Origin of the sequence: Butyrivibrio sp. AE3003 (assembly GCF_000686065.1) — a bacterium.
Lineage (GTDB): Bacteria > Bacillota > Clostridia > Lachnospirales > Lachnospiraceae > Butyrivibrio > Butyrivibrio hungatei_A.
The window spans coordinates 1,937,791-1,950,271 of the sequence record NZ_JMLX01000001.1 but is presented as its reverse complement, the minus strand read 5'-3'; the positions used below and the strand labels follow the sequence as shown (position 1 = coordinate 1,950,271).

Here is a 12,481-nt window from a genome sequence, read left to right as displayed (position 1 = left end):
AACAAAAAAGCAATCAAGAAAATTTCCTGATTGCTCTGTTTATGAAACTTATTTGATACTCTTACAAGTACTATTTTACCACCCCTAAAAATAACATCAATGGACAATAGCGGGACAAAACCGGGACAATTTAGGGACAAAACCGGACAAAATAAGGACAGCTATATTCTGTGAATTTATGTATCAGCGATAGATTTATAAGTTATTGTTTGGCTCATTATAAGAATATCATTTTGGTTTGTGATTGGAAATTGCCATTTGGGTGCCATATGGTTGCCATTTGGGTTACTTTTGGGGACATTTGGGGACGTTTTTGTTAACAATTCGATTGGTGCATTATAGTTAAGGCAAAAAATATATGAATAACAGAAGTTGTTGGTCAATTCTCAAGGTAAATGCAACACATAGCAAATAATGATAACGGAGCGTATTTTTGCACTATTTTGTGCTTAAATATGCTCCGATTTTATATGCGAAAATATAGATTTTTGGGGAGATTTGCGCTGTTTTGCACATGCTTAACAGATCCATTTCCGGATCTGTCAGAGTAAATCGTACATATTTGGGTGTTGCATTTAGTTTGAAGAATCAGACTTTTTAAGGAGCTTTGGGGGAAGGATTATATCGTTTGGCGGAATCTCTTCAAGACCTAAGAGATTAGTAAAATCCTTTGGGTACATGAGCTTAGCCAGTTCATAAGGAGATTTCCCATGCAGTTCTTTTCGTTTATAGCTGTTGATGTGATCCATCATAAGGCTTATATCAGCCTGAGAATACGGCTCAAGGGAAGTTTCCTTCTTTATCACATAGCGGATAAACTCATGGTTTTTCTCACAACCGCCTTTCTGCTCGGGATGATTGGGCTCACAAAAATAGATAAAGCAACGATCGCCGCCATTTATAGAACGTTGCATACCATCGATATCAGCAAACTCATGACTGTTATCGGTAATTATGTACGGGAACATTTCTTTAAACAGCTCTGTCCCCAAGATCTCTTCGAGCATATCAAGACAAGCAACTACGTTTTCTGAGGTCTGTTCTTCAAGAATAAAAGCAAGCTGCAGCCTTGTAATCGGAAAGAATAATGTCAAAAGAACAGCTTTAGAATCCTTCGAACCCTCGATACAATCCATCTGTGGAATCTCTATAGGGTTACATTCCTTGAACTTAAGGTAGTCCTCATACTTATGCCCGTCCTTTATGACTTTCATTGATTTGTAGTCTTTGGGCCTTTTCTGCCTTTGACGGCGTTTTACGGCATTTCTAAGATCGATATTCCTTGCTTCAAGCTCGCAGCTGTTTATCATACGTCTTAAGGTTGATTCGCTTATATTCAGTTCATTGGTTTTAACTATGTGATAAACTGACTGTCCGTTCTTTATTAATGGATGAACTGCCAAGTAAGATGTACAGAAAGATTGTCAAAGCTCCTAAACATCGGGAAATGAACAAGGATGATGAAGTTTTTAATGACTACATGCTTGATCCGGTCAACAGAGATAAACGTGAAGTCTTAAAAGCGGCATACATACTGTATAGAAACAGGATGCTTATAGATATACAGCTTCAGGATATACGCGTGCTTATAGAAAATCCTGATAATGATGAGTATAAGCGAAATGACAGGCTGTTAGCATATTTTATTAAGATAAATGAATTAGCCCTAAAATACACAGCAAAAAATGTATGATATTCCAAATATGTATTAGGGGATAAAAAGTTGACATAAAAATATAATGTGATAAACTACTGATTGAGGAACAGTAGCTTATTACACTATATTTTTATGGAGTTTATAATATGACAAAAAAAATTTATTTGGAAAAATTTAGTTTTTTTTTATCATTTTATTTTTTTAAAGATGCATGTGATGATATTATATCGGATTATGAGGATTGGTTTAATAACGAAATTAGTATTGGAAGAAGTGAAAACAAAATCTGTGAGGAAATGTTATCACCACGATTATTAGCAAAGAAAATATATAAAGAGACAGAGAATAAGGATGATAGAATTTTGGTTTTATTGAAGAATGTAACAATAAAAACTCTTTTATTGATTATATTACATATGTCGCTTTGCTTTTACATTTTAACGCAATGCAATACATGGGGATGTACATTTTTATATTATGGACTTGCAATTAATTTCTTTATAGCAGTTATTATGTTTTTGGCTTTTTTTAAGAATAAAAGGACGGGGGAGGTATTTTCAGTAGTAAGGCTAATAAGTATGTTTATTCCTGTCTTGTTTATTATTGTTGTTGTTTGGATGATAAATTCAAGTACGAAGCTGCAGGAAGTGGGCAGGGTTTACAATTCGATTTTGACGTTGGCTGTAATTATTCTCTATGCGTATGGAATATACACAGCTTTGAAAAGTACAAATAATGGAAATTTAATAGTTTGTTTACTGCTTGTGTTTGGCGGAGCTGTGATGATAGAATTCACCATGAATCAACAGCATATGTTCTATTTGGATTTGGAAGAATATTCAAAAGTTTTATGGGGAAATATTTTAATTTATGTAGAGATGCTACTCTTACAAGCGATATTTTGGGTAGGTAGAAAAAGTGGATTCACAATTAAATAGAGTCGTTCTGAAAATATGTATATTGCAATTAGTATTAAAGGAAGACAGATATGGATATGATATAGTGAAAATTATGCGGAAATATTTTAAAGATACTGATGAGAGCACTTTTTATACAATTATGAGAAGATTATCAAGTGAAAAATTAACTGAAATGTATTATAGTGACATATCTAAAGGCCCGATGCGAAAGTACTATAAAATAACAGGCGACGGAAAAAAGTATTTATTGAATTATATCAATTCATGGAAAAAAATAGAGGATGTATTTTGTGAATTGGGGATACTATCGGAGTAGCTAAATAAGAAGAGAGATAAATATGCGAAGTAGTTCACTATTAGGAGTTGGAAATTCTAATAATAAAACGGCTATAACAATGAGTAATGGGACTCCAAATTGGACATATATTCCATCAGCAGGAAGATGCAAAAAAAACAAAGGAACAGTTGGTATCTGAAATAAAAGATCTTGCAAATAGAGTAGCCCATGCTAATAACGGAAAAGAAACAGAACAGTTAAATCAAGCAGTTATAAAGCTTCAAGCAGATTATGTATCGGAAGTTTCTCCTGATAGGAAGGGATTATATCAGCAAGCAGAGAAGGCTATTAAATCTCAGAGCAAAAATACAAAAGGAATAAAGCATGGAGCTGGGGAAATGTCATTACTCTATTTTTTAGAGCATGCGGACAAATCTCAAAATTTGTCAGATAAAAGTTTTTCACTTGCAGGTGGAGCTACGCTTACATGTCCAATTCTGACAACAGGTGGATACGGAGCAGTTATTGAAAGAGGCGGAGTGAAACTAATGGTTGGAAACAGTGTCGGATGGGGATACCAGATGACTCCTGCGGAATTGAAGAAAAAGGATGAATTTTATGCAATTTATAATAGTGCTGTAAAAAATGCTCAAAAAGAAATTAAAGAATTGAGAGATTTACCGGACTATTTGGAAGACAAGCCTATATTTGATAGTCTTGCATAACTAAATAATATAGTTGCCTTTATATTACCAAGCTATTTTAATAAAATAGTTAGTCAAAAGAGATTCTGAATTACACAGGGTCTCTTTTTCATTTGGATAAAATAATAGGGTTGATTATTCATTTTTTCTGCATAACACTACCAATTAGAAAGAGTTCCATAAAGAGTTCCATTAAAAATGGCGTGGCGGCGAAGCTCCTTTCTTTGTGGCTTTACGAGATGAACGGAAGTTCGATCCCGGTCGCCGGCATGAAGAGAGAAGCAGAGATGCTTCTCTTTTCTGCTATGTTGCGATATGATGGAAAATGAAAGGATAATAATGATAGAAGGCTCCAATTAAGGGAGTATGTAACAGATGATTTTGATATGTTTTGTGAAATGAGGAGAAAAGTTTGAAAAATAAGTTAGTTTTGGCAATAGTAATGACTGCAGTAATCTTGAGCGGATGTACCCAAGGCGCTGATGCGGCTACGGAAGAGCAGATTGGTGAAGAGGTAATTGCATCTAGTGAAGAGCAGGCATCGGAAGAAGAAAGTGTAGCTGAAGAAGCTAATACTGAAGATTATACTGACCAGATTAAGGCAGAGATTGATGGAATTGCAGCAGATTCTCTTTCGGATGAGCTTGTAAAAGCAAACGAGATCTACGACAAATACGATGAACTAAGAAGGAATGCTAAGACGCAGCTGGAGATGAATTTTTTAGGCCAGTGGGGAACTTTGGTGTGGAAAGATGAAACTTTAAGGCTTTTGAATCAATTAAAGGAAAAAGATCCTGCGAACTATGACGATTTTGTAGCCGGTTATGAAGAATGGGAAAAATATGTACCTTCCATGGCTGAGAGAATGAGTTCTAAATACAAGGATGGCTCAATTTACCCTACTATATATTCATACAACGAAGCTATGCGTTATAAGGAAATGGCATATAGTTATGCAAGTACCCTTGCAGATCTTAAAGGAGAGGTGGATTTTTCATTTCCGGATTCTTCTCCCTGCGGTTATTATGGAGATTATACGAAGGACGGCTATCTTTGTATCACAGAGGGAATGGAATCAGGGACCTATGATATTGTTGTACATATAGATGACTCAAAGGAGATTTGTGGAACGGGAACTATTTCTGAAAATCCGGATGCTTTGGAAAATATCATGTTTACAAGTGAAGATGGAAAAGTGAAGGGAGAAATAAGTTGTTTTGCGTTAGAGGGAGCAATTACTGTAACTGAGTCAGACGGTTCTGTTGTTGAGCCGAATGAAACATATAGTTTCACATTTAGATACTAATAAAAGAATAATGCACATATGATGTATGGCTGCCCCGGTGTACAAGATTGTACATCGGGGCAAAATATATAGCCAAAGTATACGAATGCTACTTTCATGGCGGCTTAATGGAGCGGATATAATGACAAAAATATACGATAATGATATAATGTTTTGAGCGCCAAGGATAGGGACTATGCTTGGCGATTTTTTTTAGTAGGATGTAGAATTTGCGACACACTTAAAGGGTTTTGAGGAGTTAAATTGACACATAATAACGAGTTAAAAACACCATATTATTGTTTTGATGCAAATATATTGCACAGACACATTGCTGAGATGAAGGCAATAAGGGAGAAATACTCGAGTGATGATCTGCGTTTTTGTTATGCTATTAAAGCGAATTCCTTTCTTATTCCGTATATAGATAAAGATGTAGATTATTTTGAAGTTTGCTCTTGGGGCGAGCTGAAGATATGCAGGCAGTACGACGTTAATCCGGAAAAAATTATTTTGTCCGGTGTCAATAAAGAACCGGGGATGATAGCAGATGCTCTTGAATACGGAGTAAGATTTTTTACTGCTGAATCAGTTAATCAATATAATGAGATTGTGAAGCAGGTCGAAGAGACAAATACCAACATTCAACTGCTTCCAAGGTTATCCAATGGGGCACAATTTGGAATGGATAAGAGTTGTATTGAGGAAATCATCAGCGATAGTTCCATACGTGCGGGTGTTAAGATTATCGGCATCCACTATTTTACGGGTACACAGAAAAAGAAGTTCAGTAAGATTGAGTCTGAGCTTAAGTTGTTGGAAGAGTTTTTTGCCGAATTAAAGAGCAAATATGGGTTTGAGCCGGAATTGCTTGAGTATGGACCGGGACTTGGAGTGCCCTATTTTATTGGGGATGATTTTGATAACTGTTATTCTGTGTATGAAGAGATGGTAAGCTACATTGCTTCTGCAAAATACAGTTATCATGTAAACCTTGAAATGGGAAGATTTTTTGCTGCATCATGTGGTGAATACGTTACATCTGTTGCTGATGTAAAAGGTACACCTGATGCACCGATTCTTATACTTGACGGCGGTAGGAATCATATAAGCTATTACGGACAGAATATGGTAATGAAAACTCCTCTGATAGAGTCAGAGCGTAAGGGTGAAAATGACGAGGTTCCTTGCGACCTTTATGGATCTTTATGTTCATTTAACGATATGATCGCCAGAGCGGTTATGATACCGAGCCCAAAGATTGGCGACAGGCTTATATTTAAGAATATTGGTGCATATTCAATCACAGAGGGTATATATCTTTTCCTAAGCAGAGATCTTCCGGCGGTGTATGCTAAGGAAGAAGACGGACAATGCAAGATGCTCAGAAACGGTAATCCGACTTATGAAACGAATTGCCTGAATAAATAGTATATAAAAAGTAATACGAGGAGAAATTTGAAATGGATGAATTAATGGAAATATTAAAAGGTGCAAGACCTGATGTGGATTTTGAGAACGAAGAAGCTCTGATTGATGATGGAATACTGGTTTCATTTGATATCATTTATATTGTAAATGCTATAAATGAAGCGTTTGACATTGAGGTAAATGTATCTCAGTTAAAACCCGAGAATTTTAACAGTGCACAAGCAATGTGGGATATGATTCAGAATATGCAGGAATAATACGTATGAATGAGTATAATGTATTAAGCTTTTTGGAAAGCAGTGCTGAAAAATATCCTGAACGCGTTGCTTTTAAGGATAAAGATGAAGCAATAAATTATAACGATCTTTTGTCAAGAACTCAAAAGATTTCCTTTGTTATACGCAAAAACGCGCATATGGAGCCGTTTGAAAAGAACAGACCCGTTGCTGTTTTTATTGACAGAAATATAAGGAGTTTGCAGCTTTTTCTTTCAGTTGTATATAGTGGAAATTTTTATGTGCCTATCGATCCGACACTTCCTGTTGAAAGAATGCAGGCTATGTTGGATACGCTTCATCCTGTATGTTGCATATCTGCTACAAAAAGAAAACTTCCGATTGAGGCGGAATCTTTTGATTCTTTGCTTGAACAGGCAGAGCAGATAGACGAATCTTATTGTGAATCGGTTAAAAGAGTTCGTGAACAGGTTATTGATACAGATCCTGTATACGCGATTTTTACATCCGGAACAACCGGAATTCCCAAAAGTGTTATTGTAAGTCACAGAAGTGTCATTGATCTTGTGCATAGATTTGCAGAAAGTTTTCCTTTTCCTGATCAGCCGGTTATGGCAAATCAGGCTCCGTTTGATTTCGATGTTTCTGTAAAAGATATATATAACAGTCTGAATCTTGGCGGTACTGTAGTTATTGTACCTAAGAGTTATTTTGTTATGCCGGCGGCTTTGTTCCCTTATTTACAGGAGAACAAGGTTAATGTTCTTATATGGGCGGTTTCGGCACTCAGAATTGTTCAGAATTTTAAGCTGTTCGACGCATGCGTGCCGGATAGTATTTCTCTTGTAATGTTTTCAGGGGAGATTATGCCGGTAAAATGTCTCAATTACCTGATGGATTACTGGAAAGATGCAACCTTTGTAAACTTGTACGGACCCACAGAGATTACCTGTAACTGCAGTAGCTATATAATAAAGGACCGTTTGGAAGATACAGACAGTATTCCCATTGGAAAGAGCTTTGCCAATACGGAGATGTTCCTGATAGATCCCGATACAATGCAAAGAATACGCAAAGCAGGCGAAAAAGGTGAGATATGTGTCAAGGGATCTTGTCTTGCGCTGGGATATTATAGGAATCCTGAGCAAACAGATAAAGCTTTTGTCCGGGACCCGGAAGTGACTGCATACAGCGATTTGATGTACAGGACGGGAGATATCGGATATTGTGATGAATCCGGTAATTTCTATTATGCCGGTCGAAAAGACCATCAGATCAAGCATATGGGTCATCGTATCGAAATGGGCGAGATAGAAACAGTGGTTAATGCTATCGATGAGATTAAAATGGCGTGTGCTGTATACAAAGAGGAAAAGGAAATGATATGTCTCTTTTACAGTGCCGATTCAGAATGCGATGATATCATAATCAAACAGATCAGAAAGTTCCTGCCTGCCTATATGCTTCCCAATAAGTTCATTTATATGCATGAGCTTCCATTGAATGCGCATGCTAAGATTGACAGAAAAAAACTCGCGGAACAGGAGATTTTTTAAAATGGTTTATTCCTTTTCTTTTTTGTTGTTCGTAACCGTGCTTTTTTTTGCATACTATTTTTTATTTAGGAATCATCAGTGGATTGTACTTCTGGTAGGCAGTCTGGCTTTTTATTTGTATACAGACCTGCGTTTTTCGGTATTTCTGGTTGTTACAACCGTTATGACTTTTTTTGGTGCAATAAAGTTGGAACAACTTGCAGATTTTCAGAAGAGTAGCATAAAAGAGAATAAAGAGAAATGGACAAAGGAAGAGAAAAAGGCCTTTAAAGCAACTGTTTCAAAAAAGAAAAGACTTCTTTTAACCTTAATTGCCATCGTTGCTTTTGGAATGCTGATGGTGTTTAAGTGCAAAAAATTCCTTCCTTTCAGTTGGTTGATCCTTCCTCTTGGTATGTCTTTCTATACATTCCAGTCAATCGGTTATCTGATCGATGTCTACAGGGGAGATGTAAAAGCTGAGCGAAACTTCTTGCACTACGCACTTTTTGTGTCGTATTTTCCACAGATCATTCAGGGACCAATTAACAGATTTGATAAATTACATCATCAGTTTTTTGAGAGGCATGATTTTGATTTTGCACAGATAAGATCGGGCCTGTGGCTCTTTTTATGGGGACTCTTTAAAAAACTTGTGATAGCGGACAGGCTTGCTTTATTTGTAAATATGGTCACTGAGCATACCGATGCTCCGGCAGGTTCCATCGTGGTTACGGCGATATTTTTGTTTAATATTGAATTATATGCCGATTTCTCGGGTGGAATAGATATGGTTCGCGGTATCTCTGAAATCTTTGGAATAACATTGGCAGAGAATTTTAAGAGACCTTTTTTTGCTACGACAATTGGTGAATATTGGCATAGATGGCATATATCTCTCAGTAACTGGATAAGAGATTATGTTTTTTATCCGATAGCACTTTCTAAAAGATATGCAAGTTTTTCTTCAAAGCTTTCAAAAAGAAATACGCATTTGGGAAAAACAGTTCCGGCGGGAATGGTTTCCGTATTTACATTTTTGTTGATCGGACTTTGGCATGAATTCAGTATTGCTTATATTGCATATGGACTTTGGCATGGTTTTGTAATGGCGAGCGCGCAGATTTTTGAGCCGTTTTTTAGCTTTTTGAATCGTTGCTTTTCTTTGAACAGAGAAAGCTATGCCATGAAGCTGTTTGGAAGAGCTCGTACCTGGATAATAATCTCAATTGGTGAGATGTTTACTATCACCGGCTCATTCTCGGGATTCCTAAGGCTCGTTTATCAGATTTTTCATAATTTTAACTGGTATAGGATCGTCACAGATATTGAGATGTACAGCCTTACCTACAAAGACTTTTTTGTGGTTGGCATTGGCGTGATCATTTGGTATGTAGTCAGCGTAAGGCAGGAAGAAGGTATGCAGATACGTGAGCATATCGCTGCCCAGCCTTGGCTTTTCAGATATTTGCTCACCGCAGGTGTTATAATGATAACTCTGATCTTTGGAGTTTACGGATCATCATATAATGCTGCTGACTTCATTTATGGAGGTTTTTAAAAATATGAAATCAAAATCGTTAAAGACTTTTGTACAAGTAGTGGTTGGAGTACTGCTATTTGTGATGATGGTCTTATATGCATCAAAGGTTCTCGAGAGAAAAGACGCTTATGTAAAGTATGAAGCTTTTTTCAGAGAGAAAAATGATTTTGATGTTTTATTTTTTGGAAGCAGTAACATGCAGCTTATGGTGAATCCGCTTCAGCTATGGAATGAGTGCGGTATTACTTCGTACAATTTTGGAAATACTTCCGAAAGATTACCTGTGACGTATTGGACAATAAAGAACGCGCTTGAATATACAAGTCCCAAAGTGGTTGTCATTGAGATCAGCCAATATGGACAAGAGGAAAAATATAAAGATATGTACAGTGTACATCTTGCGTGGGACAGATTTCCGATTTCTTTAACAAAAATTAAAGCGGTTTATGATGTACTTAGTCCTTCGGATCCGAGATATGAACTTCTATTTGATATGATTCTTTATCATGACAGATGGAAAGAGTTGACACCGGCAGATTTTTCAAAAGATTATTCTAAATCGATGGGATATGCCACAAGTCATGAGTATACAGCTTTTGAGAGACCGGAATATGAGTTCCGTATAGATGAAGCAGCTCCGAAGACGGAAGGCGTTATGTACCTGGAAAAAACTGTGGAGGAGCTTCAGGAAAAAGGTATACAGGTCGTATTTGTTCATTCGCCTGAAGTAAATAGCGAAGAAAAGCAGGCAAGGATAAATGCGGCAGCTGTTACGGCTGAGAAGTACAATATTCCTTTAATTGATTTTACCGTGATGAAAGACTCTGTGGTTGATTATGCAACAGATCTGTCGGATGCAGACCATGCGAACATACAAGGGGCAACCAAGCTGACTCATTATATAGGTGAGTACCTTATGAGTAATTATGACCTCAAAAGTCATGCGGGAGATGCTTCATATAATGACTGGAATACTTTTTATGAAGAGTACAGGGCTGAAAATGACGGAGTTCCTATGACTGTGAAAGAGGAAGAAGAGGAATAAAGCATATAGCTAAATAGATTTGTGGGCAGATTATGTAGATGACATAACCTGCCCACTTTATATCATAGGAAATATGCTGAGCAACTCTTTGATTTATATTACTTATCGCTGTCTTTCTTAGATGTTGCCTTAATTTCGACATCGTTAAGTCCGGTGATGTTTACGTTCTTGTTGACTTTGGCATCATATGTGCCGGCCTTCATGATTTCTGAGAAATCAACGCCTGTTGCTTCTGACATTGTGTCAAAGACCTGTTTCATTACTACGGGCATGTTGCCGGAAATCTGGCTTGCGCCGTTTGATCCGTCGCCTGTTCCGTAGATGTTGATCTTGTCGATCTGTGAAAGAGGCTTAGCAATTTCAGCAGCCATCTGAGGCATGATCTTGATCATCATTTCAGCCATAGCAGCGCCGTTGTACTTCTTGTAGGCTTCAGCCTTTTTCTCCATTGCTTCGGCTTCGGCAAGACCTTGAGCTTTGATGCTTTCAGCTTCGGCTCTACCTTTTGCGGCGATACCTGCGGCTTCTGCGTCGTACTTAGCCTTGATACCTGCAGCTTCCTGCTCGGCAGCATACTTCATTGCTTCAGCTCTTGCTTTCTGAGCCTCAGCTTCTTTTTCCTGTTCGTACTTACGAGCCTCAGCCTCGCGCTGTCTCTGGATGAGCTTTGCCTCAGCGTCTTTCTCTGCACGATACTTGTCGGCATCGGCTTTTTTCTCAATCTCAGCGGCAAGTTCCTGCTGCTTTACAAGAACTTCTTTCTGCTTAAGTTCAGCTTCGCGTTCAACCTTGGCAATCTCAGCATTAACTGTGGCTGCCTGGATTGTCTTTTGCTGTTCCTGATTCTGAATCTCATATGCAGCATCGGCTTCAGCCTGTGCTGTGTCAGCCTGCTTCTTAAGAGCGGCTTTCTTTATGTCAAGTTCGTTGTTCTTCTGTGCAATCTCGGTCTGAGCGGCAACTTTTGCATCGTTGGATGCTCTGTCGGCTTCAGCCTGAGCGATTGCTACGTCTCTGTCGGCCTGTGCCTTCGCGATAGCAGCATCTTTTTTGATCCTTGCTGTGTTGTCGGCACCGAGATCTCTGATAAGGCCGTTCTCATCTGTTACGTTCTGGATGTTGCAGGATATGATCTCGATACCGAGCTTATCCATGTCCTTTGAAGCTTTGAGCATAACCTGATCTGAGAATGAATCTCTGTCGGTGTTGATCGTGCGAAGGTCGAGAGTACCGATGATCTCACGCATGTTACCCTGAAGGGAATCTTTAAGTTCCTGTGCGATCTGCGCGGGAGCCTTGTTAAGGAAGTTCTTTGAAGCAAGAAGGATTCCTTTTACCTTTACAGGTGAGTCCTCAGTACCGATGTTGATGATCCTGTCTGTTGCGATACGAACCTTTGCAACAGCGTCCACGTCAACGTTGATAAAGTCGTTTGTAGGAACGGATTGTTCGGTTTTTATATCTACGGTCATCTGTCCGAGGTAGAGTTTATCGACTCTTTCAAAAAAAGGAATCTTAACCCCGGCTCTTCCTATAAGGATTCTGGGTTCTTTGCGAAGACCGGAAATGATAAATGCCTGATCCGGAGGAGCCTTCACATAACCCATTGCAAAAATAAGTATTACAACCAAAGCTGTAACAGAAGCGCCAATAATAGCTGTCATAGTTCTCCTCCATTCTGACTGAGAATGCTCAGTCGCAGGTACATCCTTTGTTTTAAACGATATTCGTTTGTCGGATGTACGTGATTGATTTGTTATGCATTAAATATAATCTATGGTGAATCCTAGATAAATGCTGACTTTGAGGGAATATTACCGTCTATTTTGTAAAAAAAGCGAATTAGAA

13 protein-coding genes are annotated in these 12,481 nt (G+C 38.0%); 11 read left to right on the top strand and 2 right to left on the bottom strand.

Features of this window, described 5'->3' with window-relative positions:
* Positions 1 to 575: 575 nt before the first annotated feature.
* The gene (locus CD00_RS17895; protein ID WP_143002167.1) at positions 576 to 1,310 is read right to left on the bottom strand and encodes a hypothetical protein; all 735 of its coding nucleotides are present in this window, start codon (positions 1,308 to 1,310) and stop codon (positions 576 to 578) included.
* A 77-nt stretch (positions 1,311 to 1,387) separates the two neighbouring features.
* Here CD00_RS17895 and CD00_RS0109380 point away from each other — a divergent pair, with 77 nt between their 5' ends.
* From CD00_RS0109380 to CD00_RS0109330, 11 genes are all read left to right on the top strand, one after another.
* Positions 1,388 to 1,693: a hypothetical protein gene (locus tag CD00_RS0109380; protein WP_143002166.1), complete on the top strand. Its 306-nt coding sequence runs from the start codon at positions 1,388 to 1,390 to the stop codon at positions 1,691 to 1,693.
* Between the two features lie 110 nt (positions 1,694 to 1,803).
* Complete coding sequence (locus tag CD00_RS0109375; RefSeq protein WP_026655734.1) at positions 1,804 to 2,595, top strand: DUF1700 domain-containing protein; 792 nt, start codon at positions 1,804 to 1,806, stop codon at positions 2,593 to 2,595.
* Positions 2,576 to 2,893, top strand: coding sequence for a PadR family transcriptional regulator (locus CD00_RS21380; RefSeq protein ID WP_026655733.1), 318 nt, complete (start codon positions 2,576 to 2,578; stop codon positions 2,891 to 2,893). Before CD00_RS0109375 ends, CD00_RS21380 begins: the two co-directional genes overlap by 20 nt.
* A gap of 86 nt (positions 2,894 to 2,979) precedes the next feature.
* Positions 2,980 to 3,579 (top strand): hypothetical protein, encoded by a 600-nt coding sequence (locus CD00_RS17890; protein WP_242838948.1) that lies wholly within the window; start codon positions 2,980 to 2,982, stop codon positions 3,577 to 3,579.
* A 110-nt stretch (positions 3,580 to 3,689) separates the two neighbouring features.
* Positions 3,690 to 3,887, top strand: coding sequence for a hypothetical protein (locus CD00_RS20400; protein ID WP_207640475.1), 198 nt, complete (start codon positions 3,690 to 3,692; stop codon positions 3,885 to 3,887).
* 83 nt (positions 3,888 to 3,970) lie between these two features.
* A complete protein-coding gene (locus CD00_RS0109355; RefSeq protein WP_026655732.1) occupies positions 3,971 to 4,864 on the top strand; it encodes a hypothetical protein in 894 nt (297 codons plus the stop codon).
* A 243-nt stretch (positions 4,865 to 5,107) separates the two neighbouring features.
* Entirely contained in the window at positions 5,108 to 6,274 is a 1,167-nt protein-coding gene (locus CD00_RS0109350; protein WP_026655731.1) for a diaminopimelate decarboxylase family protein, read from the top strand.
* A 32-nt stretch (positions 6,275 to 6,306) separates the two neighbouring features.
* Complete coding sequence (locus CD00_RS0109345; protein WP_026655730.1) at positions 6,307 to 6,531, top strand: hypothetical protein; 225 nt, start codon at positions 6,307 to 6,309, stop codon at positions 6,529 to 6,531.
* A 5-nt stretch (positions 6,532 to 6,536) separates the two neighbouring features.
* Positions 6,537 to 8,066, top strand: coding sequence for an amino acid adenylation domain-containing protein (locus CD00_RS0109340; RefSeq protein ID WP_081811886.1), 1,530 nt, complete (start codon positions 6,537 to 6,539; stop codon positions 8,064 to 8,066).
* Position 8,067: 1 nt separating this feature from the next.
* Positions 8,068 to 9,606: an MBOAT family O-acyltransferase gene (locus tag CD00_RS0109335; protein ID WP_026655728.1), complete on the top strand. Its 1,539-nt coding sequence runs from the start codon at positions 8,068 to 8,070 to the stop codon at positions 9,604 to 9,606.
* A gap of 4 nt (positions 9,607 to 9,610) precedes the next feature.
* Positions 9,611 to 10,633, top strand: coding sequence for a hypothetical protein (locus tag CD00_RS0109330; protein WP_026655727.1), 1,023 nt, complete (start codon positions 9,611 to 9,613; stop codon positions 10,631 to 10,633).
* Between the two features lie 98 nt (positions 10,634 to 10,731).
* Here the strand turns inward: CD00_RS0109330 and CD00_RS0109325 are convergent, their stop codons facing one another.
* Positions 10,732 to 12,297, bottom strand: a complete 1,566-nt coding sequence (locus CD00_RS0109325; RefSeq protein ID WP_026655726.1) for a flotillin family protein — start codon at positions 12,295 to 12,297, stop codon at positions 10,732 to 10,734.
* Positions 12,298 to 12,481 lie beyond the last annotated feature (184 nt).

What these genes read in the sequence shown, in the direction of transcription:
- CD00_RS0109380 (WP_143002166.1), top strand. Translation starts at nt 1,388, where the DNA reads ATGGATGAACTGCCAAGTAAGATGTACAGAAAGATTGTCAAAGCTCCT.
- CD00_RS0109335 (WP_026655728.1), top strand. Translation starts at nt 8,068, where the DNA reads ATGGTTTATTCCTTTTCTTTTTTGTTGTTCGTAACCGTGCTTTTTTTT.
- CD00_RS0109375 (WP_026655734.1), top strand. Translation starts at nt 1,804, where the DNA reads ATGACAAAAAAAATTTATTTGGAAAAATTTAGTTTTTTTTTATCATTT.
- CD00_RS0109330 (WP_026655727.1), top strand. Translation starts at nt 9,611, where the DNA reads ATGAAATCAAAATCGTTAAAGACTTTTGTACAAGTAGTGGTTGGAGTA.
- CD00_RS0109325 (WP_026655726.1), bottom strand. Translation starts at nt 12,297, where the DNA reads ATGACAGCTATTATTGGCGCTTCTGTTACAGCTTTGGTTGTAATACTT.
- CD00_RS17895 (WP_143002167.1), bottom strand. Translation starts at nt 1,310, where the DNA reads ATGATAAACAGCTGCGAGCTTGAAGCAAGGAATATCGATCTTAGAAAT.
- CD00_RS0109340 (WP_081811886.1), top strand. Translation starts at nt 6,537, where the DNA reads ATGAATGAGTATAATGTATTAAGCTTTTTGGAAAGCAGTGCTGAAAAA.
- CD00_RS17890 (WP_242838948.1), top strand. Translation starts at nt 2,980, where the DNA reads ATGGGACTCCAAATTGGACATATATTCCATCAGCAGGAAGATGCAAAA.
- CD00_RS0109345 (WP_026655730.1), top strand. Translation starts at nt 6,307, where the DNA reads ATGGATGAATTAATGGAAATATTAAAAGGTGCAAGACCTGATGTGGAT.